This is a genomic window from Serpentinimonas sp. SMBJO2 (genome assembly GCF_056341105.1).
Genome location: NZ_CP150628.1, coordinates 2,601,308 through 2,622,101, shown reverse-complemented (window position 1 = coordinate 2,622,101; position 20,794 = coordinate 2,601,308). Strand labels below are relative to the sequence as shown.

Genomic DNA, 20,794 nt, shown 5'->3' with positions numbered 1-20,794 from the left:
ACCCTGCGCAAGGCGGGTGCGCGCGCTGGCGCATCCGCCCAAAGGCGTAGGGGCGTCAGGGGCGTCGGTAGGGGGGGCTGAGCGCGGTCTAGCTCAGGCCGCGTTCGCTGGCGTAGACGGCGGCGTGGACGCGGTTGCTCAGGTTGAGCTTGCGCAGGATGTGCTGGACGTGGATCTTGACCGTGGTTTCGGCGATGCCCAGCGCGCGTGCGATGTGCTTGTTGCTGTCGCCCTTGGCGATCAGGCGCAGGATTTCGCCCTCGCGCGGCGACAGGGTGTGGATCGGGTCTTTGGGGTTGAGGGCGTGCAGCGCCTGGCTGCGCGCCGCCACCGGCGCGGTGGCAGTGGCCGGGTTGGCTGGTGGAGCGGCGGGGGTGTTGGAGGTGTCGGGGGGGTGGCGCAAAAGCCCGACCAGTTTGCCCATCATCTCGGGGCTGATGACCGAGTCGCCGTCCCAGACGCGCTGGATCGAGTCGCACAGGGCGTCGGTGTTGATGGTCTTGACCAGGTAGCCGTCGGCACCGGCGCGCAGCCCGGCGGCCAGGTCTTCGACGTTTTCGCTCACCGTCAGCATGAGCACGCGCACGCCCGGCTGGGTGCGCTTGAGGTCGGCAATGGCCTGCACCCCGAGCACGCCCGGCATGTGGTTGTCGAGCAAGACCAGATCGGGGCGCTGCTGGCCCAGCACCTGCAGGGCTTGCGAGGCGTCGGCGGCCTCGCCCACGACTTCAAAGCGCGCATCCTGCGCCAGCAGCGCGATCAGGCCGCGTCTGAACAGGTTGTGGTCATCGACCACCAGCAGGCGGATAGGCGGTGTAGGGGCGGAGTTCATGCGGCGTTGCTTTGCGTGGCGGTTGGGAGTTCGAGGCAAACTTCGGTGCCGTGCGCCGGGCGCGATTCGATCTGCACCCGGGCACCGATGCGCTCGGCGCGTTCGCGCATGATATGCAAACCGACGTGGGTGTCGTCGGCAGCGGGGGGTTGGGGCTCGAAGCCGCAACCGTCGTCGCGCACCTTGAAGCGCCACACCGGGCCGCGCTCGACGCTGAGCCAGACCCGGCTGGCATGCGCGTGCTTGCGCACGTTCGACAAGGCTTCTTGCAGCACGTGCAGCACCTGCAACTGCACGTCGGAGGGCAGCTCGATCGCTTGTCCCTGCAGGTCGAGCTCGGTTTTGATGCCGCTCTGGTGTTCGAACTTGCTCAGGGTGGCGCGCAGGGCCTGCGCCATGTCGTCGCTGTTGGTGCGGGTGCGAAAGTGCACCAGCAGCTCGCGCACGTCGCCGGTGCTCTCGCGCACGCCGGCGTCGATTTCGGCCAGGGTTTGCTCGACCTGCTGCGCGTCGGCGAGCTGCAAGGCCTGGCGCAGCAGCGCAATCTGGATTTTCAGGAAGGCCAGCGACTGCGCGATCGAGTCGTGCAGCTCGCGCGCCAGCAGGGTGCGCTCCTCGCTCACCGCCGCTTCGCGCAGCAAGGCGGTGTTGCGCAGGTGTTCGAGGGCGGCGGCCAGTTGGCTGGCCAAGGCTTCGTAGAGCGCGCGGTCGGCCTCGGTCAGGGTGATCGGGTGGCGAAAGAACAGGTCGATTTCGCCCAGCAAACGCTCCTGGACCCGAATCGGTACCGTGATCAGGCTGACAAAGCCGGCTTTGGCGCAGTTGCCCAGGCGCGCGTCGGTGGCGCTGACTATGGGTATCACGCGCGTGCGCGCCTGCTCGGGCAACTGGCCGCAGGCGCAGGCGCCGGCCTCGATGCAGTGTTCGCCCTCGACCAGTTCGGTCGGCAGGGCCTCGCTGCCCAGCATCAGGTAGCGCTGGTTGGCTGGGTCGGTCCAGCGTATGGCCAGGCCATCGGCCTGGCTGAAGGCGCGCACGCGCTGGGCAAAACCGCGCGTGATTTCGTCCATCGAGCGGGCGTCGATCAGAAAGCTGCTGACCTCGTACAACACGCGCAGGCGCTCACGCTCGGCACGCAGGTCGCGCGTCTTGTTTTCAACCTGGCGCTCCAGCCCCTGGTAGAGCTCGCCCAAGGTCTGGGTCATGTGGTTGAAGCCGGTGGCAAGTTGGTTGAACTCGTCGTGTGCCTCTGGCTGGATGCGCGCGCCGAACTCGCCCGCTTGCACCCGGTTCTGGGCCTCGATCAGGCGGCGCACCGGGAAGGCGACGTACAAATGCCCCATGTAGAGCGCCAGGATGGCCCCAGCGACCGCCAGCGCCATCATCACGAACTGAAACAGCGTCAAGAGGGCGCCAAAGCGCACCAACACGCGTTCGATCGCCAGCACCAGCAGGTCCACCTCATCGACGAAGGCATCGACCTCGGCGACCAACGGCCCATGGCCGAGCGCTGGGCCGTAGGCGCCCGACAGCACCGGGCGCAGTTGCAGCCAGGAGGTTCGCAGGGCTTCAAACTTGGCTCGGGTGGCTGCGTTCCAGGGCAAGAGCAGGGGGCGTTGCGGGTCGCCCCGGCGCAGCAGCTCGAGGCTGTGCTCGAACTCCTGCACCAGCGCGGCGCGCGCCTGCAGGTCGTGCTGCGCCAGTTCGGCGCTCAGCAGGCGCCAGGCTTGCATGCGCAAGCGCCCGGCCTCGTTCACGGCGGCGGCGCCGCCGTCGAGCTTGCGCGTGACCCACATGGTGGAGGCGATGGAGACCAGCGCCAAACCCAGCAGTGCCAGGCCCAGCACCAAAAACTGGGTCGATAGTCGGCGTTTGGGCATCATGGGGGCGTACTCGGGGGCTATTGTCGTTCTTTGTACCCCGCACTGGCGTAGTTCGAAAGAACTAGGGGTTATCCCGCTGCATCCTCCCCTTGCGCGGCGGTGGCCCGACCGCAGAAGGATGGCGCGGTGCGGCAGCAGGCGCCATGATGGCACACGATGCACACCGGTCTTTTGCCATGAACGAGCCGCCTGCCGTTGCGCCAGCGCGCTGGAGTTGGCGCGCCCTGTATTGGGCGCCGCACCGGCTGGCCTTTGCGCTGGCGTGTGCGTTGCTGATGTTGTCGAGCCTGTGGTGGCTCAATGTGCAGCTGGCGCGCAGCGCCTGGCTGCCCGAGGCGCTGGTGTGGCCGCTGGTCTGGTACCCGACTCTGGTCCATGGCGCGGTCATGACCTACGGCTTTGTGCCGCTGTTCTTTCTCGGTTTTCTGTACACCGCTGGGCCGCGCTGGCTCGGCATCGAGGGGCCGACGGCGCGCCAGATCGCGCCCGGGCTGTGGCTGCAGGGGCTGGGGTGGTGTGGGTGGCTGCTGGGAGCGCAACTGGGCGGCACGGTTGCCTTGGTTGGGGGTGCCGTGGCGTGGCTGGGGCTGTGCGTCGGCCTGTGGCATTTGCTCGCCATGCTGCGCCAAAGCCGGGTGGCCGATCAGGTGCACGCGCGCGTGATCGCTGGGGCCTGGGGCTTGGGGCTGCTGTGCCTGGCCGGTATGTTGCTGGCGCTGGCTTGGGACCAGCCCTCGCTGGCGCGGGCGTGGCTGACCAGCGGTTTGTGGGGTTTTGTGGTGGTGGTCTATGTGACGGTGGCGCACCGCATGATCCCGTTCTTCACCTCCAGCGCCTTGCCCATGATCAGCATCTGGCGCCCGCTCTGGGTGCTGCTGTTTTTGCTGCTGGCGATCGCCCTGCGTTTGCTCATGGTCTGGGTCGAGTGGCTGGAGTGGGAGCTGCGCCTGTGGGCGGCGTTGGGCAGCTTCTGGTTGTTGGTTTCGGGCATGGTGCTGCTCGGGCTGGCCTTTGTCTGGGGGCTGGTGCAGAGCCTGCGCATTCGGCTGCTGGCGATGCTGCACATCGGTTTTTTGTGGCTCGGGCTGGCGTTTCTGATCGATTCGATCGGCCACTTCTGGATGCTGCTCTCGGGCGATGCGCCTTGGACGCTGGGCGCCATGCACGCCATCACCATGGGTTTCATGGGTTCGCTGCTGCTGGCGATGGTGACCCGGGTCTCGTGCGGGCACAGCGGGCGCATTCTGGTGGCCGACCAGCTGGTGTGGAGCCTGTTTTGGCTGCTGCAGTTGGCCACGGTGCTGCGGGTGGTCTCGGACCTGGTCGATCTGCGCTACCTGCTGGGCCTGACGCTGGCCGCGGCGCTGCTCTGGACGCTGGCGCTGCTGCCGTGGGCGCTGCGCATGCTGCGCTGGTACGGCTTGCCGCGGGTCGATGGGCGGCGAGGATGAGAGCCAGTGCTCAGGCCCGCCGCCCCCGCAAACCACGGTGGCGGCCTGATCCCGCGGTTACACTCAAGCGCCGCGCCAGCAGCTGCACGCCGTGCAGTGGCGGGCGCACGCGTGGCGCCCCAAAGGGCGCCCGCTTGATCAACGGCCCGCGGCGAGGCGCTGTCAATGGATGTATTGCTCGAATTTTTCCAGACCTTTCTGACCCAGTTCCAAACTCCCACGCTGGCGTTTTTGCTGGGGGGGATGTTGGCGGCGGCATTGGGCAGCAAGCTCGACATTCCGGATGCGATCTACCGCTTCTGCGTCTTCATGCTGCTGATGCGCATCGGCATTCAGGGCGGCATGGAAATACGCGGCGGCGACATCGGCGCCATGCTGTTGCCGGCCTTGTTCAGCGCGTTGATCGGCATGACGATCGTGGTCTTGGGCTGGTTGACCCTGGCGCGCATGAATGGTGTGAAAAAAGACGATGCCTTGGCCACTGCCGGCCTGTTTGGCGCCGTCAGCGCCTCTACCATGGCAGCGGCCATGTTCATGCTCGAAGACGAAGGCATATATTTCGAAGCCTGGGTGCCGGCTTTGTATCCGTTCATGGATATCCCGGCGCTGGTGCTGGCCATCGTATTGGCCAATCTGTACTTGAGCAAGAAAGACCGCGCCACCACCAAGCGGGTAGCGATTTGGCCCATCGTCAAGGAAAGCCTGCAAGGCCCGGCGCTATCGGCCATGCTGCTGGGTGTGGCGATCGGCCTGTTTACGCGCCCCGAGGCGGTGTTTGAAGGCTTTTACGACCTGCTGTTTCGCGGCCTGTTGACGGTGCTGATGATCACCATGGGCATAGAAGCCTATCAGCGTCTGAACGAATTGCGCAAGGTCGCGCATTGGTACATTGCCTATGCCCTGGTGATGCCGATCGTGCACGGTTTGATTGCATTTGGTCTGGGCTACGTGGCGCATGTGTGGGTGGGCTTCAGCCCCGGTGGCGTGATCCTGCTGGCGATCATCGCTGCGTCCAGTTCCGACATCTCGGGTCCGCCGACGCTGCGCGCGGGCATCCCCACGGCCAACCCGTCCTCGTACATCGGCTCGTCAACCGGCATCGGCACGCCGGTGGCGATCGCCATCTGCATCCCGCTGTTCCTGATCCTCGGGCGCTGGGTTTTTGATCTATGATGCGTGCATTTGAGGGCGCGGCGATGCTGAACAAGGCCAAAAAGGTGGTGGTCACCGCAAAGATTTTGCTTGACAAGGTGGTGGCGCGGCCCCACCAGTACTGATGGGCGATTTCGTCTGACCGGGGTCCAGTGCCCGGTTCCGGACCAAGGCAGCTCGATGCATGACCGTACCCCAAGCGAACCTGGGCACTGGGCCCAGGCCCTGATACAGGGCCGGCAAAGCACCTCGCCACGGCGCCTGTGTGCGCCCGGGCCCGATGCGGCGCAGCAACAACTGATACTGGCGGCGGCGGGAGCTGCGCCCGATCATGGGCGCATCCTGCCGTGGCGCCTGATCGAGGTGCCGCTGGCGCAGCGCGCGCGCCTGGGGGCGGCATTTGCGGCGGCCTTGCTGGAGCGCGACCCCCAAGCCAGTGCCGAACAACTGGCGCAGGCCGCCGACAAGGCGCAGCGCGCGCCCTGGCTGCTGCTGGCGCTGCTGCGCCTGAATGCTGCGGGGGCAGAGGTTGCAGCAACCTCAACCATCCCCGACCACGAGCGCCTGCTGTCGGCCGGGGCGGCGTTGCAAAACATGCTGCTGCAAGCCAGCGCGCTGGGCTTGGGCTCGAGCCTGACCAGCGGCCAGGCGCTGCAATCGGGCCCGCTGCGGCGCTTGTTTGGCCTGGCCGACGACGAGCTGGCGCTGTGCTTCGTCAACATAGGCCATGTGCAACAGCCACGGGCGCAGCGCGAACGGCCCGCCGTGGAGGCTTACTTCAGCCGCTTGGCTGAGCCTGCTTCAACCTGATGCGCTGCAATGACTTTGGCCCCTGAAGCAAGCTGGCCCGTGACGGCCTTGGTGCTGGCCGGTGGGCGCGGCAGCCGCATGGGCGGGGTGGACAAGGGGCTGGTGCGCCTGCAGGGGGTGCCGCTGGTGCAGTGGGCGGTGCAGCGCCTGCGCGCGCAGGTCACCGATGCCGCCGATGCGGGCGTCGCTCCGCTGCAACTGGCGCTCAATGCCAACCGCGAATGGGCCGACTACGCCGCCTTCGGGCTGCCGGTGTGGCCGGATCCGGTGGGGCATTTTGCCGGCCCTTTGGCGGGTTTTGCCGCCGGTTTGCAGCACTGCCACACGCCTTTGCTGCTCACGGTGCCCTGCGACGTGCCGCTGTTTCCGCTCGATCTGCTGCGGCGCCTGCGCCACGCCCTGCTGCAGCAACAGGCCGACATGGCGCTCGCCGCCGCACCCGACGAGTGCGGGACCCTGCGCTGGCAACCGGTTTTCAGTCTGCTTCGCGCCAGTCTGCGTCCCAGCCTGCTCGATTACATCGCCCAAGGGGGGGCCAAGGTGCAGGCTTGGGCGCGCACGCAGCGCTGCGCCGTGGTGCCCTTCGATGCCCCCACCGACGATCCACTGGCTTTTCGCAACCTCAATACGCCGCAGCAGCTGCGCGAGTTGGAGGCGCAGCTGGCCGCGCTCGGCGCGGGGGCCGGCCTGCCTTTGGACCCACTGGCGGCACCGCATCCGGCGCCGGGGTGATCAGCGCCACGGCAGGGCCTGCACGCGCACCAGTTCTTCGACCTGGCGCAGCCGCGCATCGATGATCGACTGCTCGATGTGATCGGCCGCAGCACCCGCAGCCTGCCCCAGCCGGCGGGCGGCGCGCAGCCGCTCCAGGGCACCGGGGGCGTCGAGCAGGGCCAGCCGGGCTTCGGCCTCGGCGCGGGCGGCGCGCACCGGCTGCTGCTGCGCCAGATGCAGCCCGGCCAGGGTTTGCCAGGCCAAGGCGTCGTTGGGGTGCAGGCTGGTGCGCGTCTGCAGGCGCGCGATCGCCAGCCGCTGCAGTGCGGCGCCGTGCTGCAAGCTGGCCTGGGCCCCGAGCAGCAGCGCGGCGCGGTGCTCGGATTGCAGCGCGGCTTGCAGCAGGGCGCCGAGCAGTTGCTGCTGTGCCAGCGGCAGCGCTGGCGGCGGCAGCAGCAGCAACAGCTCGAGTTGCAGCCAGCGCAGCAGCTCGTGGGTGCTGGGGTCGGTGGGGGCGAGCGCCTGCAGCCGCTGCAAGCCGTGCAGCGCCAGCGCCGGTTCGCGCAGCCGCGCCGCGGCCAGGGTGGCGGCGTAGAGGCGGCCCAGTTCCCCACTCTCCAGGGCCGTGGGCAAGGGGCTGGCCGCCGGCCCGGCGCCGGGCGCGCGCAGGGTGGCGGCCAAGGCCTGCAGCCGGTCGCTGCCGGTTTCCGACAGCACGCGCGCCCGCGCGGCCATCAGCGCGTGCACCGGCGCCGCCACCGGGCTTTGGGCTTGGCGCGCCGGCCCCAGTTCGTGCAGCCGCGCCTCGATGTCGGCGCTGCGCTCGGCGGTCATGGGGTGGGTGCGCAGGTAGGGGAAGGAGCCGCCGTCGTTGAGCCGCGCAGCGGCTTGCAGCTTGTCGAACAGGGTGACGAAACCGCGGCCATCGAAACCGGCTTCGGCCATGATGTCCAGCCCCACGCGGTCGGCCTCGCGCTCCATGTCGCGTGAAAACGCGAGCTGCCCTTGCAGCGCCATCGCCTGCCCGCCCGCCACGGCGGCGCTGGCGACGTCGGCGTTGCGCGCGGCGTTGGCGGCCAGCGCACCCAGAATCATGGCCCCGATGACCCACGGCGTTTGCTGCTGGCCGTGCTCGATGCGGCGCGCGATGTGGCGCTGCGACACGTGCGCCAGCTCGTGCGCCAGCACGGCGGCGATTTCGTCGGCGCTGGTGCTGATGGCCAGCAGCCCCAGATGCAGGCCCAGGTAGCCACCGGGCAGGGCGAAGGCGTTGACGCTGCGCTCGCGGCTGAGCAGCAGCTCCCAGGCAAAGCGCTCGGCCAGTTCGGGCGAGACCTCGCCGCGGCGCTGGGCCGCCTGCATCAGCGGCTGCCAGATCGCTTGCAGGTAGCCGTGCAGCAGCGGGTCGTCGATGAAGTCGGGGCTGCGGTAGAGCGTGCGCGCGATCTCGTCGCCCAGGCGCCGCTCCTGCGCCAACGACAGCGCGCTGGCGCCGCCCAAGGCGGGCAGGCTGGGTGTGGCCGCCGCAGCGGGTGGCGCGCTGGCGAGCAGCATCGGCACCGTCAGCCCCAGGGCCAGCAACCAGGGGCGGGCGCGGTGCAACAGGTTCGGTCTCATGGCCGTATGATGCCAGCTTGGCGCAAAAGTGCGTTCAACCCGCCGTCGCCCGCCCTCCAGGTGCCCCCACAACCACCCCTTGCAGCCAGAAAATGCCCGAGCCACTCACCCATTTCGATTCCCAAGGTCAGGCCCACATGGTCGATGTCGGGGCCAAACCGGCCAGCCACCGCGTGGCGGTGGCCCAGGGCCTGATCCGGCTCGAAGCGGCCACCTTGGGGCTGATCGAGGCCGGCAGCGCCAAAAAGGGCGATGTGCTGGGCGTGGCGCGGCTGGCCGGGATCATGGCGGCCAAAAAGACCAGCGACCTGATCCCGCTGTGCCACCCAGTGGCCCTGACCCGGGTGGCGCTGGAATTTGAGTTGCAGCCCAGCCCCCCGGCCGTGCGCTGCACCGCCCGCGCCGAGACCGTGGGCCCCACCGGAGTCGAGATGGAAGCGCTCACCGCCGTGCAAGTGGCGCTGCTGACGATCTACGACATGTGCAAGGCGGTGGACCGGGGCATGGAGATCAGCGGCGTGCGCCTGCTGCATAAAGCCGGCGGGCGCTCGGGCGACTACCGGGCCCCAGACCGGCCCGACACAGAGGCTCAGTAGCCAAACACCCCGCGCCCGCTCTTGCGGCCCAGGCGGCCGGCGGCCACCAGTTCCTTGAGCAGCGGGCAGGGGCGGTATTTGCTGTCGTTGAACTCGGTCACGAAGACGTTCATCACCGCCAGGCAGACGTCGAGCCCGATCAGGTCGGCCAGCGCCAGCGGGCCGATGGGGTGGTTGCAGCCCAGCTTCATGCCGGCGTCGATGTCTTCGGCGCTGGCCAGCCCCTCGGCGAGCACGAAAAAGGCCTCGTTGATCATCGGGATCAGCACCCGGTTGACGACAAAACCGGGCGCATTCTTGACCGTGATCGGCGTTTTGCCGAGCTTGAGCGCGAGCGCATGCACGGCGGCGTGGGTGGCGTCGCTGGTCTGCAGGCCACGGATGAGCTCGACCAGCGCCATCATCGGCACCGGGTTGAAAAAGTGCATGCCGATGAAGCGCTCGGGTCGCCCGCTCAGGGCCGCCAGCTGGGTGATGCTGATCGAGCTGGTGTTGGTGGCGACCACGGTCTCGGGCGGCAGCAGCGCGTCGAGCTGGCGCAGGATACCGAGCTTGAGCTCGAGGTTTTCGGTGGCGGCCTCGATCACCAGCTGCGCCCCTTGCAGCGCGGCGTAGTCGGTGCCGACCCGGATGCGCGCCAGCGCGGCGTCTCTGTCGGCGGCGCTGATCTTGTCTTTTTTCAGCAGGCGCTCGAGGCTGCCGGTGACGGCGGCCAGGCCCTTTTGCACCGCAGCGGCGTTGATGTCAACCATCACGACCGCGACGCCGTTGAGCGCGCAGACCTGCGCGATGCCGTGGCCCATGGTGCCGGCGCCAAGGATGCCGACGGTTTGGATTTCGCTCATGTGTGCTCTCCTGAAGGGTGGAATTAGGCAGATGGGAACAGGGTCATTATGCCGTTGCGCGCGCCCCGAACATGACCATTCGGTGGCGCCAGCGCGTCCCCTTGGCGCCCTGCCGTGCACCCAAAACCAAAGCCCCGAGGACGGTGACGCACCCGGGGCTTTGGGGCCACCTCACCAAGGCCTGGACATCATCCGGCCTGAGTGGGGAGCAGAGCGGTGCCGGTCAGGCCACCGACGATCAGGCAGCCGATTTGCTGGAACGGGCAGCCGGTTTGGCGCTGGCAGCGGCGGTGCTGGTGACGGCGTTGAAGTTGGCTTCGGCCAGCTCGGTGGCTTGCTTGACGGCTTTTTGCACCGATTCCATGGCGGCGCTGGCGGTCGAGACGGCGCTTTTCACGGCAGCCACGGCCGACTCCGAACCCTGGGGCGCGTTTTTCACGGCGCTGTCCACAGCGGCGACGAACTGCTTTTGCGCGTCCGAGGCCTGGGCTTCGGCGACTTTGCTCAGCTCGGCGCCCATGCCGGTGGCGATTTCGTACAGGTGGCGGCTGTAGGAAGCGGCTTTTTCGGCCAGGGGTTGCAGCGCGGCGCTTTGCAGAGCGACCACGTCTTGCAGGTCTTTGGCACCCAGCACGGCTTGGGCGTGGCTGGCGCTTTCCGACAGCGAAGCGCGGGCGGCCTGCAGGTTCAGTTCGTTCAGGCGCTCGACGCTGGCCAGCGCCTTGCTGCTCAGATCGAACAGAGTGGAGACTTGGGCTTTTTGGGCGGCGAGGATTTGTTCAACGGTCAACATGGCAGAATTCCTTGAAAAAGGGTTGAGGGCAAAAGATCTGACAGTTCGAAAACTGTAGCGCGCGTTTGCGTCAAAACCGTGTCAGCCCGGATTTGCTGCGCTGCAACATGAAACCAAGTATAGGGGCTTTTGCGCGCTTTGCAAGTCTTTTTTGTTGCGGTGCAACAAAAAACCCAAAAAACCCTTAGGGCGCGTGCCCGACCGGCTTGTGCCACAGTCAGGGGGAACTCTGCCGCTGGGCGGTATCGAATCGCAGCCTCTCAACTTCAACCTCACAGGATCTTCATGCTCTACGCCTCCCTCAAAACCGTGCACCTGCTGGCCATCATCATTTGGCTGGGCGGCATGGCGTTTGCCCTGTTCTTTCTGCGCCCGGCGCTGGCCACGCTCGAGCCGGCGGTGCGCCTGCCGCTGATGCACGAGGTCATGCGGCGCTTCACCAACGCCATCATCGCGGTGTCGCTGATCACGCTGTTCACCGGCCTGTGGATGATCGGCAACGTGGCGCGCGCCGCCGCCGAGGGGGGTGGCGGCTTCACCATGCCGCTGGACTGGAAAGTGATGTCCACCCTGGGCGTGCTGATGGTGCTGATTTTTGGCCACATCCGCTTTGCCCTGTACAAGCGCTGCGACCTGTCGGTGCAGGCCAAGGACTGGCCGGCGGCCGCTGCAGTGATGGAAAAAGTGCGCTTCTGGGTGCTGGTGAATCTGGCCATCGGCGTGTTCATCGTCGCCTTCACCCTGCTCCACTGAGCCGCCCCCCAAGCCCCCAAGGCGCCCTGCATTTCAGGCGCCGCTGGCTGGGGGCTGCAGCGGCAACTCGAGGTGGCGCAGGTCTGGGTCTTCGGGGTGTACGCTGATGTGAAAGCCGAGCTTGCGCCCCAGCCCCAGCATGCCGTCGTTTTCGCGCAGCACCGCGCCCACGATGCGCTGGGTGCCGTGGGCGCGCAGGTAGCGGATCAGTTTGTCCATCAGAATCCAGCCCAGCCGGTGCCCCTTCATGTCGGAGCGCACCAGCACGCCGAATTCGGCCTCGAGGTTGTCCGGGTCGCCCAGGCCGCGCACGTCGCCGATCATCTCCTCGCCGCCGTCGGGCAGGGGCAGGGTGGCGATGAAGGCCATCTCGCGCTCGTAGTCGATCTGCGTCATGCGCGCCAGTTCGCTGTGCTCGAAGCTGCGCCGGCTGTAGAACAGGCGCAGGCGGATGTCCTCGGGGTCGAGCTGCTCAAAGAAGCGCTCCAGCAGCCCTTCGTCCTCGGGCCGGATCGGGCGCAGCGTGAGCGTGCGGCCGTCGGCAAAGGGCAGGGTCTCGATCAGCTCGAGCGGATAGGGCCGGATGGCAAAGTTGGCCGCCCCGGCCGGGCGTTGGCTGCTCAGGCGCAGCCGCGCATCGAGCACCAGCGCGCCCTCGGGGTCGAGCAAAAGCGGGTTGATGTCGAGTTCGGCGATTTCGGGCACCTCGGCCAGCAGCTGCGACACCGCCACCAGGGCGTCGATGAGCGCCTCCAGCTTGGCTGCCGGCACGTTGCGGTAGCCCTGCAGCAGCCGCGCCACGCGGGTGCGCTCGACCAGCGAGCGCGCCAGCTTGCCGTTGAGCGGCGGCAGCGCGACCGCGCGATCCGCCAGCACCTCGACGGCGACGCCGCCTTGCCCGAACACCATCACCGGGCCAAACAGCGGGTCGATGCGCGCCCCGATGATCAGCTCGTGCGCGTGCTGGCGCCGCACCATGGGCTGCACCGTGAAGCCTTCGATGCGCGCCTGCGGCAGGAGCTGCAGCACGCGCTCGAGCATCGAGCGCGCCGCCTGCTCCACTTCGGCGGCGTTGTGCAGGTTCAGGCGCACGCCGCCGACGTCGGACTTGTGCGTGATGTCGTGCGACAGGATCTTGAGCGCCACCGGAAAGCCCAGCGTGCCGGCGGCATAGACGGCCGCCTCGGGTTCTGGGGGCACGACCCGGGTGGGCGTGACCGGCAAGCCGGCGCGTTTGAGCAGTTCCTTGGTTTCGGGCTCGGTGAGCCATTCGCGCCCGTCGGCCAGCACGAACTCGACCAGTTCGCGGATGCCGGGTTTATCGAGGCGACTCTCCAGTGGCGCGGCGGGCGGGGTTTCCATCAGGTCGATCTGGTGGTGCCGGTGCAGGCGCAACGAGGCGAAGGCGCGCACCGCGTCTTCCGGGGTGTCGTAGTCGGGGATGCCGGCGGCGCGAAACAGCGCGCTGGCATCGGCCACGGCCTGCGTGCCCAGCCAGCAGCCGAGCACGCGCACCGGTTTTTCGCTCGCCAGCGGCAGCAGCGCCTGCGCGATGTCGAGGCTGGGCACGTGGCCGGTGGGGGCGTGCACCAGCAGCACGGCGCAGTCGCGCTCGCGCAGCAGGATGCGCAGGGCGTCGAGATAGCGCTGTGGTGGCGCGTCGCCGCCGATGTCCACCGGGTTGGCGCGCGACCAGCCGGCAGGCAGCACGGCGTCGAGCTCGGCGATGCGCTCCGGGCTCAGGCGCGCCAACTGCACGCGCGCGTAGTCGGCGGCGTCGGCGGCCAGCACACCGGCCCCGCCGCCGTTGGTGAGCACGATCAGCTGTTCGCTGCGGTTGTCGCGAAAGCGCGCCAGCAGCTCGGCGGCCATGAACAGGTGCTGCAAGCGGAACACGCGCAACATGCCGGCGCGCGAGACGGCGGCGTCAAAGACGCGGTCGCTGCCGGCCAGTGCCGCGCTGTGGGTGGAGGCGGCCTGCTGGCCCTGGCCCGAGCGCCCGCCCTTGACCACGATCAACGGTTTGTTGCGCGCCGCCACCCGGGCGGCCGACAGGAATTTGCGCGGCGCATCCAGCGTCTCGACGTAGAGCATGATGGCGCGCGTGCGCGCATCGCTGGCGAGGTAGTCGAGCACGTCGGCGAAATCGACGTCGGCGTGCTCGCCCAGCGCAATGAAGTGCGAAAAGCCGATCTGGCGCGAACTGGCCCAGTCCATCATGGCGGTGACCAGCGCCGCCGACTGCGATACAAACGCCACCGATCCGGGTTGTGCGCCCACTTGCGCCAAGCTGATGTTGAGCCCCAGGTGGGGCACCAGCAGACCGGTGCAGTCGGGGCCGAGGATGCGCAGCGCGTAGGGCTGGGCAGCGGCCAGCATGGCCTGCTTTTGCGCCGCGCTCAAGCCCGTGCTCACCACCACCGCCGCCTTGCAGCCGCGCGCGCCCAAGGCACCAATCAGGGCGGGCACGGTGGCCGCTGGGGTGCAGATCACGGCCAGATCGGGCGTTTGCGGCAGCTCGGCCACGCTGTGCCAGACCTTGTGCGTGCCCAGCTGGCGCAGGCGTGGGTTGACGGCGTGCAGCGTGCCCTTGAACTCGGCCGCGAGCCGGTCCCAGATCGCGGTGCCGTCGCGCTGTGGCCGGTCCGAAGCGCCAAAAACCGCGACGCTGCGCGGGGCCAGCAGAGCATGCAAATGGCGGGTCATCATGGTTGTTTGCGCGGTGGCATCCAGGCGATCAGGGCCGAGCGCATGGCTTCCTCGACGCTCATGTCGATCGGTGTGAGCCAGGCGCGTGGAACGAACACAGTGTAGCCGCCGATCATGTAGCCCATGGGCAAATACACCGCCACCCGGTCGCCCTGCAAAAAACCGGTGGGCAGACCGGCGAGGTGGTTGCGCGTGACCAGGCCCACCACTTCGAGCGGCTGCTCGGGCCAGCGCAAAATCACCACCTGTTGTGTGGTTTCGCCGGGGCTTTGCGGCGAAAAATAGTCGGCAAAGCTTTTGAGCGAGTTGTAGATGCTGCGCACCACCGGGATGTTGGTGAAGGGCAGCTCGACCCAGTTGAACAGGCGCGAGGTGTCCTGGCGCGAGATCAGGTAGCCGGCCAGGATGATGATGCCGATGGCCACCAGCAACCCCAAGCCGGGGATGTAGAGGCTGCCCAGCAGCGGGCGAATCAGGTACGAGGCCAGCGACTCCGACCATGCCACCAAGGCAAACAGCAGGTACACGGTGAGCAGCAGCGGCAAAATGGTGATCAGGCCGCGCAGAAAGTACTGCGGCAGCCGTTTGACGAGGGCGGTCGGGTGGGTGGAATCCATGGGTGGCGCTCGGTTGAAGGCCGCAAGCGTGGCAGTTTCTTGCAGCAGAGCACGATTGTGCGCGATGATCGAAAATCGGTGTCGATGGCACGCGGCTGGGTGTCTGTGGGCGGCAACGGGCTGCCTGGGCCAGAAGGAAAATATGGGCAAATTGCTGGATGGGTTGGCGTGGCTGCTGGGCGCGTTGCTGCGCCTGGTGCTGTGGCTGTTGTTGATCGGAATCGGGCTTTTGCTGCTGCTCGTGGCGCTGCCTGTGCTGTTGCTGGGCGCTCTGTGGGCCTTGTTGCGCGGGCGGCGCGTGGCCGTGCCACTGGCCGCCGAGCTGCTGCGCCGCCAGATGCAGGAGCGCATGCGCGCGCGCGGGCGCGGCTGGGGTGGCCGGGCCGGTCGTGGCCCCAGCGCCGCGGCAGGCCGCAGCGACGAGGTGGTCGATGTCGAAGCGCGCGATGTGGAGGTGGGCGATGTGGAGGTGCGCGGGGGCCAGCCTCCCAACCCGGTGTTGCCCGGCGACGGCCCAAGCAGGCCCCCCGGCGATCCGCGTCCATGACAGCGACTGGGGGCGCCTCCACGCCGGCCGCTCAGGGCCGTGTGCGGCTGCTGCGCGGGGCGCAAGGGGCTTGGCTTGGGCTCGCCTGGCGCTGCAGCGCCGCCTGGTAGAGCGCGTTGCGCGGCGCGCCGGTGATCTCGGCGCACAGGCGCACGGCGGTTTTCAGGGGCAGTTCAGGCAGCAGCAGATCGAGCACGTGCAGCGCCGCGGCGCTTGGGGCGGCGCCTTGGCCGGCCTCGGGGTCTGCGGCCAGAGCGGCCTCGGGTGGGTGCAGCAGCAGGGCAAATTCGCCGCGCAGGCGCTGCGGCTTGGCCGCCAGCCAAGCGGGCAGGTCGGCGCAGGGCAGGGTGGCGATTTCCTCGAACTGCTTGGTCAGTTCGCGGCCCACGGTCAGGCGCCGCGCACCCAGGGCCGCCAGTTCACGCGCCAGCGCCGGGATGCGGTGCGGGGCCTCGAGCAGCACGCCGGCCTGCGGCAGCTGCGCCAGACTGCGCACGGCACGCTCGCGCGCCGCCCCCTTGGCGGGCAGAAAACCAAGGAACACAAAACCCGGTGCCGCCTCGCTCTCGACCCAGCCGGCCACGCTGAGCAAGGCGGTGAGGCTGCTGGCGCCGGGCAGCGGCACGCAGCGCAGCCCGGCGGCGGCCACGGCCTGGCACAGCCGGGCGCCGGGGTCGCTGATGCCGGGGGTGCCGGCGTCGCTGAGGTAGGCGATGCGCGCGCCGGCCTGCAGCCGCGCCACCACGGCGGCGGCGGCTTCGCGCTCGTTGTGCTGGTGCAGCGCCAGCAAGGGGCGCTCGATGCCGTAGGCGCGCAGCAGCGCGGCGCTGTGGCGCGTGTCTTCGCAGGCCACGGCATCGACTTGTTGCAGCAGGTGCAGCGCGCGCAGGCTGATGTCGGCCAGGTTGCCGATCGGGGTCGCCACCAGGTACAGGGTGGCAGGCGGATAATGCTGCGCACCGACCACTGCCTGGGCGGCTTGCAGGGCCAGTGCGCCCGAGGGGTTGACAGAGACCATGAGCGAAATCCTTAAACCAGCCACCGAGGCGGCAGCCAAGGCAACGGCAACCAAGCCCGGGCCAGCCAAGCCAGCGCCAACTGCCAGCGCAACGCCGGCCCAGCGCGCCAAGGCCTGCAACACCAAAGAACGTGGCGCCGCCGCCGAGGCGCTGGCCCTGGCCTACCTGCAGCGCCAGGGCTTGCGTTTGCTGGGGCGCAATTTTCGCACGCCGGGGCGCGGCGGCGGCGAGATCGACCTGATTCTGCGCGAGCGCGACGGCACGCTGGTGTTCGTGGAGGTGCGCCAGCGCCGCCAGCGCAGCCACGGTGGCGCGGCGGCGTCGGTCTCGGCGCTCAAGCAGCGGCGCCTGTTGTTTGCCGCGCGGCATTATTTGCTGCGCTGGGCGCAACTGCCACCGTGCCGCTTCGATGTCGTGGCCGTGCAAGGCGAAGGCGAAGCGCTGCAGATCGAATGGCTGCGCGCCGCCTTCAGTGCCGACGGCTTTTGATCCAGGTAGGCGCCGCCTCGCGGCACAGGTATCATAGGCGGGTTGATTCATCTGCAAGGAATTTGGCTATGGCTTCAGATCGGGTAGCGCGCAGCGCGCGGCTGTTGGCGGTGGCGGCGCTGGCGCTGGCGGCGGCGATGGGGATGTCGGCCTGCGCGCCGCTGATCGCGGGCGGCGCGGTGGCTGGCACGGTGCTGGTGGCCACCGACCGCCGCACCTCGGGCGCCATGCTCGAAGACCAAGGCATCGAGATGCGCGCCGCCAGCCGGCTGCGCGCTGAGATCGGCAACCGCGGCCGCGTGAATGTCACCAGCTACAACCGGCGCGTGCTCATTACCGGCGAAGTGGCCACCGAGGCCGACCGTGCGCTGGCGCTGCGCGTGGTGGCCGGGGTGGAAAACGTGCTGGCGGTGGTCGATGAGCTGGCCGTCATGGGGTCGCCCTCGCTCACCGCACGCTCGGCCGATTTGCTGGTGAGCGCGCGCGTGCGCGCCGGCCTGATCGACGCCGCCGACCTGTCCTCCAATGCGTTTTTGATCGTCACCGAGCGCGGCACCGTCTATCTGCTGGGCCGGGTGACGCCACGCGAAGCCGACCGGGCCACCGAGATCGCACGCCGCACCGCTGGCGTGCAGCGCGTGGTGCGGGTGTTCGAGCTCATCACCGAAGAAGAGCTGGCGCGCATCGCGCCGGCACCGGCGCCAGCCAACGCGGCCCCCCGAGCCCCTGCAGGCAACTGAGGGGCGCAGAGAAAAGGCGCAGCAGGAAGCGAGCAACCAGCGCGCTGCGCAGCGCCGCCTCTAGCGCAGCCGCCGCACCAGGCTCGAGGTGTCCCAGCGGCCGCCGCCCAGGCGCTGCACGTCGGCGTAGAACTGGTCCACCAGCGCCGTCACCGGCAGCGAGGCGCCGTTGCGCTGCGCCTCGGCCAGCACCAGCCCCAGGTCTTTGCGCATCCAGTCCACCGCAAAACCGAAGTCGAAGCGGTCGGCCACCATGGTGGGGCCGCGCTGCTGCAGCTGCCAGCTCTGCGCCGCGCCCTGGCCGATCACCTCCAGCACCTGCCCCATGTCGAGACCGGCGCGCTGGCCAAAAGCCACCGCCTCGCTCAGGCCCTGCAGCAGCCCGGCGATGCAGATCTGGTTCACCATTTTGGTGAGCTGCCCGGCGCCGCAGGGCCCCATCAGCGTCACGGCGCGGGCGTAGGCCTGCAAGGTGGGGCGCACGCGCTCGAAGGCCTCGGGTGCGCCGCCGCACATCAGCGTGAGTTGCCCGTTTTGCGCCCCCAGTTGGCCGCCCGAGACCGGGGCGTCGAGAAAATGCAGCCCGCGCGCCCGTGCCAGCGCGTCGAACTCGCGCGCCAGCTCGACCGAGGCGGTGGTGTGGTCCACCAGCAGCGCGCCCGCGGCCAAGCCGGCCATGGCGCCGTGCTCGCCCAGCAGCACCGCGCGCACGTCGGCGTCGTTGCCCACGCAGCACAGCACCATGTCAGCCCCAAGCGCGGCCAGCCGCGGCGTGGGCTGGCTGGCGCCACCGAACTCGGCCACCCAGGCCTGCGCCTTGGCGGGGTTGCGGTTATAGACCGTGACCTGGTGCCCGGCTTGCGCCAGGTGGCCGGCCATGGGAAAGCCCATCGCGCCCAAGCCGATGAAGGCCAGCTTGAGCGGCGCCACAGCGGCGTGGATTTTGGGGTTCAGACTGGGCATGGTGGTTTAGAGGATTTGCAGGTGTTCGGTGCCCGCCCCCAGATCGGTGTTGCGGGCGCGCTGGCTTTGCAGCTTGATGCGCAGCTTGAGGTCGTTTTGCGAGTCGGCGTTGCGGATGGCTTCTTCAAAGCTGATCAAGTTGGCTTCGAAGGCCGTAAAAAGCGACTGGTCGAAGGTCTGCATCCCGACCTCGACGCTCTTTTTCATGGTTTCCTTGAGCTCGTTGATCTCGCCCTTCATGATCTGGTCGGCGATCAGGCCGCTGTGCAGCAAAATCTCGACCACGGCGTAGCGGCCCTTGCCGTCTTGGCGCGGCAGCAGGCGCTGCGCCACCATGCCGCGCAGGTTGAGCGAGACGTCCTTCAGAATCTGCGCGTGCACCGCTTCGGGGAAGAAGTTGATGATGCGCTCCATGGCCTGGTTGGCGCTGTTGGCGTGCAGCGTGGCCAAGCACAAGTGCCCGGTTTCCGAGAACGAAATCGCGTGCTGCATGGTTTCGCGGTCGCGGATCTCGCCCATCAAAATCACGTTCGGCGCCTGGCGCAGCGAGTTTTTGAGGGCAACGTCCCAGCCGTCGGTGTCGAGCCCCACTTCGCGCTGCGTCACGATGCAGTTTTTGTGCTGGTGCACGAACTCCACCGGGTCTTCGATGGTCACGATGTGCTCGTGCGTGTGCTCGTTGCGCCAGTCCACCATGGCCGCCAGCGTGGTCGATTTGCCCGAGCCGGTGCCGCCCACCAAGATGCAGATGCCGCGTTTGGCCAGCGCCAGGTTTTTGAGCACCTGCGGCAGCCCCAGGCTGTCGATGGTCGGGATTTTGGCCGGAATGGTGCGCATCACCAGCCCGACCTTGCCCATCTGCACGAAGGCGTTGACGCGAAAGCGCCCAATGCCTCCGGGGGAAATGGCGAAATTGCACTCCATGGTGCGCTCGAACTCGGCCGACTGCTTGTCGTTCATGAGCGAGCGCGCCAGCGCCTGCGTGTGCTGGCCCGAAAGCGGCTGCGGCGAGACCTTGGTGATCTTGCCATCGACCTTGATCGCCGGCGGGAAGTCGGCGGTGAGAAACAGATCGCTGCCGTTGCGGCTCACCAGCAGGCGCAGCAGGTCGTTGACGAATTGGCTGGCTTGATCGCGTTCCATGGCGGCCTCTTTGGGGGTGACTAGGCGGGGTTGGGGGTTAAGCGGTTATCAGCCGGGGAAGTTTTCCGGGATTTTGGCTTTGGCGCGGGCCTCGGCCACATGCACGCGGTTGCCACGCACCAGGTTCATCAGGCTCTGATCCAGCGTCTGCATGCCAAAGCCGTTGCCGGTCTGGATGGCCGAGTACATCTGCGCCACCTTGTTTTCGCGGATCAGGTTGCGGATCGCCGGCGTGCCCATCATGATCTCGTGCGCGGCCACGCGGCCGTTGCCGTCGGCGGTTTTGAGCAGGGTCTGCGAGATCACGGCCACCAGCGACTCCGACAGCATGGCGCGCACCATCTCTTTTTCTTCGGGCGGGAAGACGTCGATGATGCGGTCGATGGTCTTGGCCGCGCTCGAGGTGTGCAGGGTGCCAAACACCAGGTGCCCGGTTTCGGCGGCGGTCATGGCCAAGCGGATGGTTTCAAGGTCGCGCATCTCGCCCACCAGCACCACGTCGGGGTCTTCGCGCAGGGCCGAGCGCAGCGCCGCCGCAAAGCTCAGCGTCATGGTGCTGACTTCGCGTTGGTTGATCAGGCTTTTTTTGGATTCGTGCACGAACTCGATCGGGTCTTCGATCGTCAGGATGTGGCCGTAGTCGTTTTCGTTGCGGTGGTTGACCATCGCCGCCAGGGTGGTCGATTTGCCGGAACCGGTCGGGCCCGTGACCAGCACCAAGCCGCGCGGCTTGAGCGCGAGGTCGGCAAAAATTTTGGGGCAGTTGAGGTCTTCGAGCGAGAGGATTTTGGATGGAATGGTGCGAAACACCGCCGCCGCGCCGCGCTTTTGGTTGAAGGCGTTGACACGAAAGCGCGCCAAGCCCTCGATTTCGAACGAGAAATCGACCTCGAGGAACTCCTCGTAGTGCTTGCGCTGGGCGTCGTTCATGATGTCATAGACCATGGCGTGCACCTGCTTGTGCTCGAGCGGCTCGACGTTGAGGCGGCGCACGTCGCCGTGCACCCGTATCATCGGCGGCAGGCCAGACGACAGGTGCAAGTCTGAGGCTTTGTTTTTGTGGCTGAAGGCCAGCAGCTGGGTGATGTCCATCGACTCGTCCAAATTTGATACGACCACAA

20 protein-coding genes are annotated in these 20,794 nt (G+C 68.0%); 9 read left to right on the top strand and 11 right to left on the bottom strand.

The window, feature by feature from the left end:
- Positions 1 to 88 precede the first annotated feature (88 nt).
- Both AAAZ40_RS12185 and AAAZ40_RS12180 read right to left on the bottom strand, forming a co-directional pair.
- A complete protein-coding gene (locus AAAZ40_RS12185; protein ID WP_476660594.1) occupies positions 89 to 832 on the bottom strand; it encodes a response regulator in 744 nt (247 codons plus the stop codon).
- Positions 829 to 2,715 (bottom strand): type IV pili methyl-accepting chemotaxis transducer N-terminal domain-containing protein, encoded by a 1,887-nt coding sequence (locus AAAZ40_RS12180; RefSeq protein WP_476660593.1) that lies wholly within the window; start codon positions 2,713 to 2,715, stop codon positions 829 to 831. Before AAAZ40_RS12180 ends, AAAZ40_RS12185 begins: the two co-directional genes overlap by 4 nt.
- A gap of 176 nt (positions 2,716 to 2,891) precedes the next feature.
- Between AAAZ40_RS12180 and AAAZ40_RS12175 the strand changes: the two genes are divergently transcribed.
- The 4 genes from AAAZ40_RS12175 to mobA all read left to right on the top strand — a co-directional run bounded on the left by AAAZ40_RS12175 (position 2,892) and on the right by mobA (position 6,860).
- Positions 2,892 to 4,166, top strand: coding sequence for an NnrS family protein (locus AAAZ40_RS12175; RefSeq protein ID WP_476660592.1), 1,275 nt, complete (start codon positions 2,892 to 2,894; stop codon positions 4,164 to 4,166).
- Between the two features lie 165 nt (positions 4,167 to 4,331).
- Complete coding sequence (locus AAAZ40_RS12170) at positions 4,332 to 5,339, top strand: sodium-dependent bicarbonate transport family permease (RefSeq protein ID WP_476660591.1); 1,008 nt, start codon at positions 4,332 to 4,334, stop codon at positions 5,337 to 5,339.
- Between the two features lie 159 nt (positions 5,340 to 5,498).
- Positions 5,499 to 6,128, top strand: coding sequence for a nitroreductase family protein (locus AAAZ40_RS12165; protein WP_476660590.1), 630 nt, complete (start codon positions 5,499 to 5,501; stop codon positions 6,126 to 6,128).
- A 9-nt stretch (positions 6,129 to 6,137) separates the two neighbouring features.
- A complete protein-coding gene (gene mobA / locus AAAZ40_RS12160; protein ID WP_476660589.1) occupies positions 6,138 to 6,860 on the top strand; it encodes a molybdenum cofactor guanylyltransferase MobA in 723 nt (240 codons plus the stop codon).
- Here mobA and AAAZ40_RS12155 read toward each other — a convergent pair whose 3' ends face one another.
- Positions 6,861 to 8,459, bottom strand: coding sequence for a M48 family metalloprotease (locus AAAZ40_RS12155; RefSeq protein ID WP_476660588.1), 1,599 nt, complete (start codon positions 8,457 to 8,459; stop codon positions 6,861 to 6,863).
- Between the two features lie 92 nt (positions 8,460 to 8,551).
- Between AAAZ40_RS12155 and moaC the strand changes: the two genes are divergently transcribed.
- The gene (gene moaC / locus AAAZ40_RS12150) at positions 8,552 to 9,055 is read left to right on the top strand and encodes a cyclic pyranopterin monophosphate synthase MoaC (RefSeq protein WP_476660587.1); all 504 of its coding nucleotides are present in this window, start codon (positions 8,552 to 8,554) and stop codon (positions 9,053 to 9,055) included.
- Here moaC and AAAZ40_RS12145 read toward each other — a convergent pair.
- Positions 9,049 to 9,900, bottom strand: coding sequence for a 3-hydroxybutyryl-CoA dehydrogenase (locus tag AAAZ40_RS12145; protein ID WP_476660586.1), 852 nt, complete (start codon positions 9,898 to 9,900; stop codon positions 9,049 to 9,051). The two genes, moaC and AAAZ40_RS12145, sit on opposite strands and share 7 nt — an antisense overlap.
- Positions 9,901 to 10,138: 238 nt before the next feature.
- Positions 10,139 to 10,693, bottom strand: a complete 555-nt coding sequence (locus AAAZ40_RS12140; protein ID WP_476660585.1) for a phasin family protein — start codon at positions 10,691 to 10,693, stop codon at positions 10,139 to 10,141.
- A 285-nt stretch (positions 10,694 to 10,978) separates the two neighbouring features.
- Here AAAZ40_RS12140 and AAAZ40_RS12135 point away from each other — a divergent pair, with 285 nt between their 5' ends.
- A complete protein-coding gene (locus AAAZ40_RS12135) occupies positions 10,979 to 11,446 on the top strand; it encodes a hypothetical protein (RefSeq protein ID WP_476660584.1) in 468 nt (155 codons plus the stop codon).
- 33 nt (positions 11,447 to 11,479) lie between these two features.
- Here the strand turns inward: AAAZ40_RS12135 and AAAZ40_RS12130 are convergent, their stop codons facing one another.
- Both AAAZ40_RS12130 and AAAZ40_RS12125 read right to left on the bottom strand, forming a co-directional pair.
- A complete protein-coding gene (locus AAAZ40_RS12130) occupies positions 11,480 to 14,155 on the bottom strand; it encodes a bifunctional acetate--CoA ligase family protein/GNAT family N-acetyltransferase (protein ID WP_476660583.1) in 2,676 nt (891 codons plus the stop codon).
- Entirely contained in the window at positions 14,152 to 14,772 is a 621-nt protein-coding gene (locus tag AAAZ40_RS12125; RefSeq protein WP_476660582.1) for a DUF502 domain-containing protein, read from the bottom strand. Before AAAZ40_RS12125 ends, AAAZ40_RS12130 begins: the two co-directional genes overlap by 4 nt.
- A gap of 142 nt (positions 14,773 to 14,914) precedes the next feature.
- Here AAAZ40_RS12125 and AAAZ40_RS12120 point away from each other — a divergent pair, with 142 nt between their 5' ends.
- Positions 14,915 to 15,319 carry a hypothetical protein gene (locus AAAZ40_RS12120; RefSeq protein ID WP_476660581.1) on the top strand — a complete coding sequence of 135 codons (405 nt, stop codon included), beginning with the start codon at positions 14,915 to 14,917 and terminating at the stop codon, positions 15,317 to 15,319.
- A 31-nt stretch (positions 15,320 to 15,350) separates the two neighbouring features.
- Here the strand turns inward: AAAZ40_RS12120 and rsmI are convergent, their stop codons facing one another.
- The gene (gene rsmI / locus AAAZ40_RS12115) at positions 15,351 to 16,337 is read right to left on the bottom strand and encodes a 16S rRNA (cytidine(1402)-2'-O)-methyltransferase (protein WP_476660580.1); all 987 of its coding nucleotides are present in this window, start codon (positions 16,335 to 16,337) and stop codon (positions 15,351 to 15,353) included.
- Between rsmI and AAAZ40_RS12110 the strand changes: the two genes are divergently transcribed.
- Both AAAZ40_RS12110 and AAAZ40_RS12105 read left to right on the top strand, forming a co-directional pair.
- The gene (locus AAAZ40_RS12110) at positions 16,336 to 16,827 is read left to right on the top strand and encodes a YraN family protein (protein ID WP_476660579.1); all 492 of its coding nucleotides are present in this window, start codon (positions 16,336 to 16,338) and stop codon (positions 16,825 to 16,827) included. The two genes, rsmI and AAAZ40_RS12110, sit on opposite strands and share 2 nt — an antisense overlap.
- A gap of 68 nt (positions 16,828 to 16,895) precedes the next feature.
- Complete coding sequence (locus tag AAAZ40_RS12105; protein ID WP_476660578.1) at positions 16,896 to 17,567, top strand: BON domain-containing protein; 672 nt, start codon at positions 16,896 to 16,898, stop codon at positions 17,565 to 17,567.
- 60 nt (positions 17,568 to 17,627) lie between these two features.
- Here AAAZ40_RS12105 and AAAZ40_RS12100 read toward each other — a convergent pair whose 3' ends face one another.
- Genes AAAZ40_RS12100 through AAAZ40_RS12090 form a run of 3 tightly spaced genes read right to left on the bottom strand, consistent with a single transcriptional unit; the run spans position 17,628 to position 20,765 of the window.
- Positions 17,628 to 18,530 (bottom strand): NAD(P)-dependent oxidoreductase, encoded by a 903-nt coding sequence (locus AAAZ40_RS12100; RefSeq protein ID WP_476660577.1) that lies wholly within the window; start codon positions 18,528 to 18,530, stop codon positions 17,628 to 17,630.
- A 6-nt stretch (positions 18,531 to 18,536) separates the two neighbouring features.
- Positions 18,537 to 19,673, bottom strand: a complete 1,137-nt coding sequence (locus tag AAAZ40_RS12095) for a PilT/PilU family type 4a pilus ATPase (RefSeq protein ID WP_476660576.1) — start codon at positions 19,671 to 19,673, stop codon at positions 18,537 to 18,539.
- 48 nt (positions 19,674 to 19,721) lie between these two features.
- The gene (locus tag AAAZ40_RS12090; protein WP_045534322.1) at positions 19,722 to 20,765 is read right to left on the bottom strand and encodes a type IV pilus twitching motility protein PilT; all 1,044 of its coding nucleotides are present in this window, start codon (positions 20,763 to 20,765) and stop codon (positions 19,722 to 19,724) included.
- Between the last annotated feature and the right edge of the window lie 29 nt (positions 20,766 to 20,794).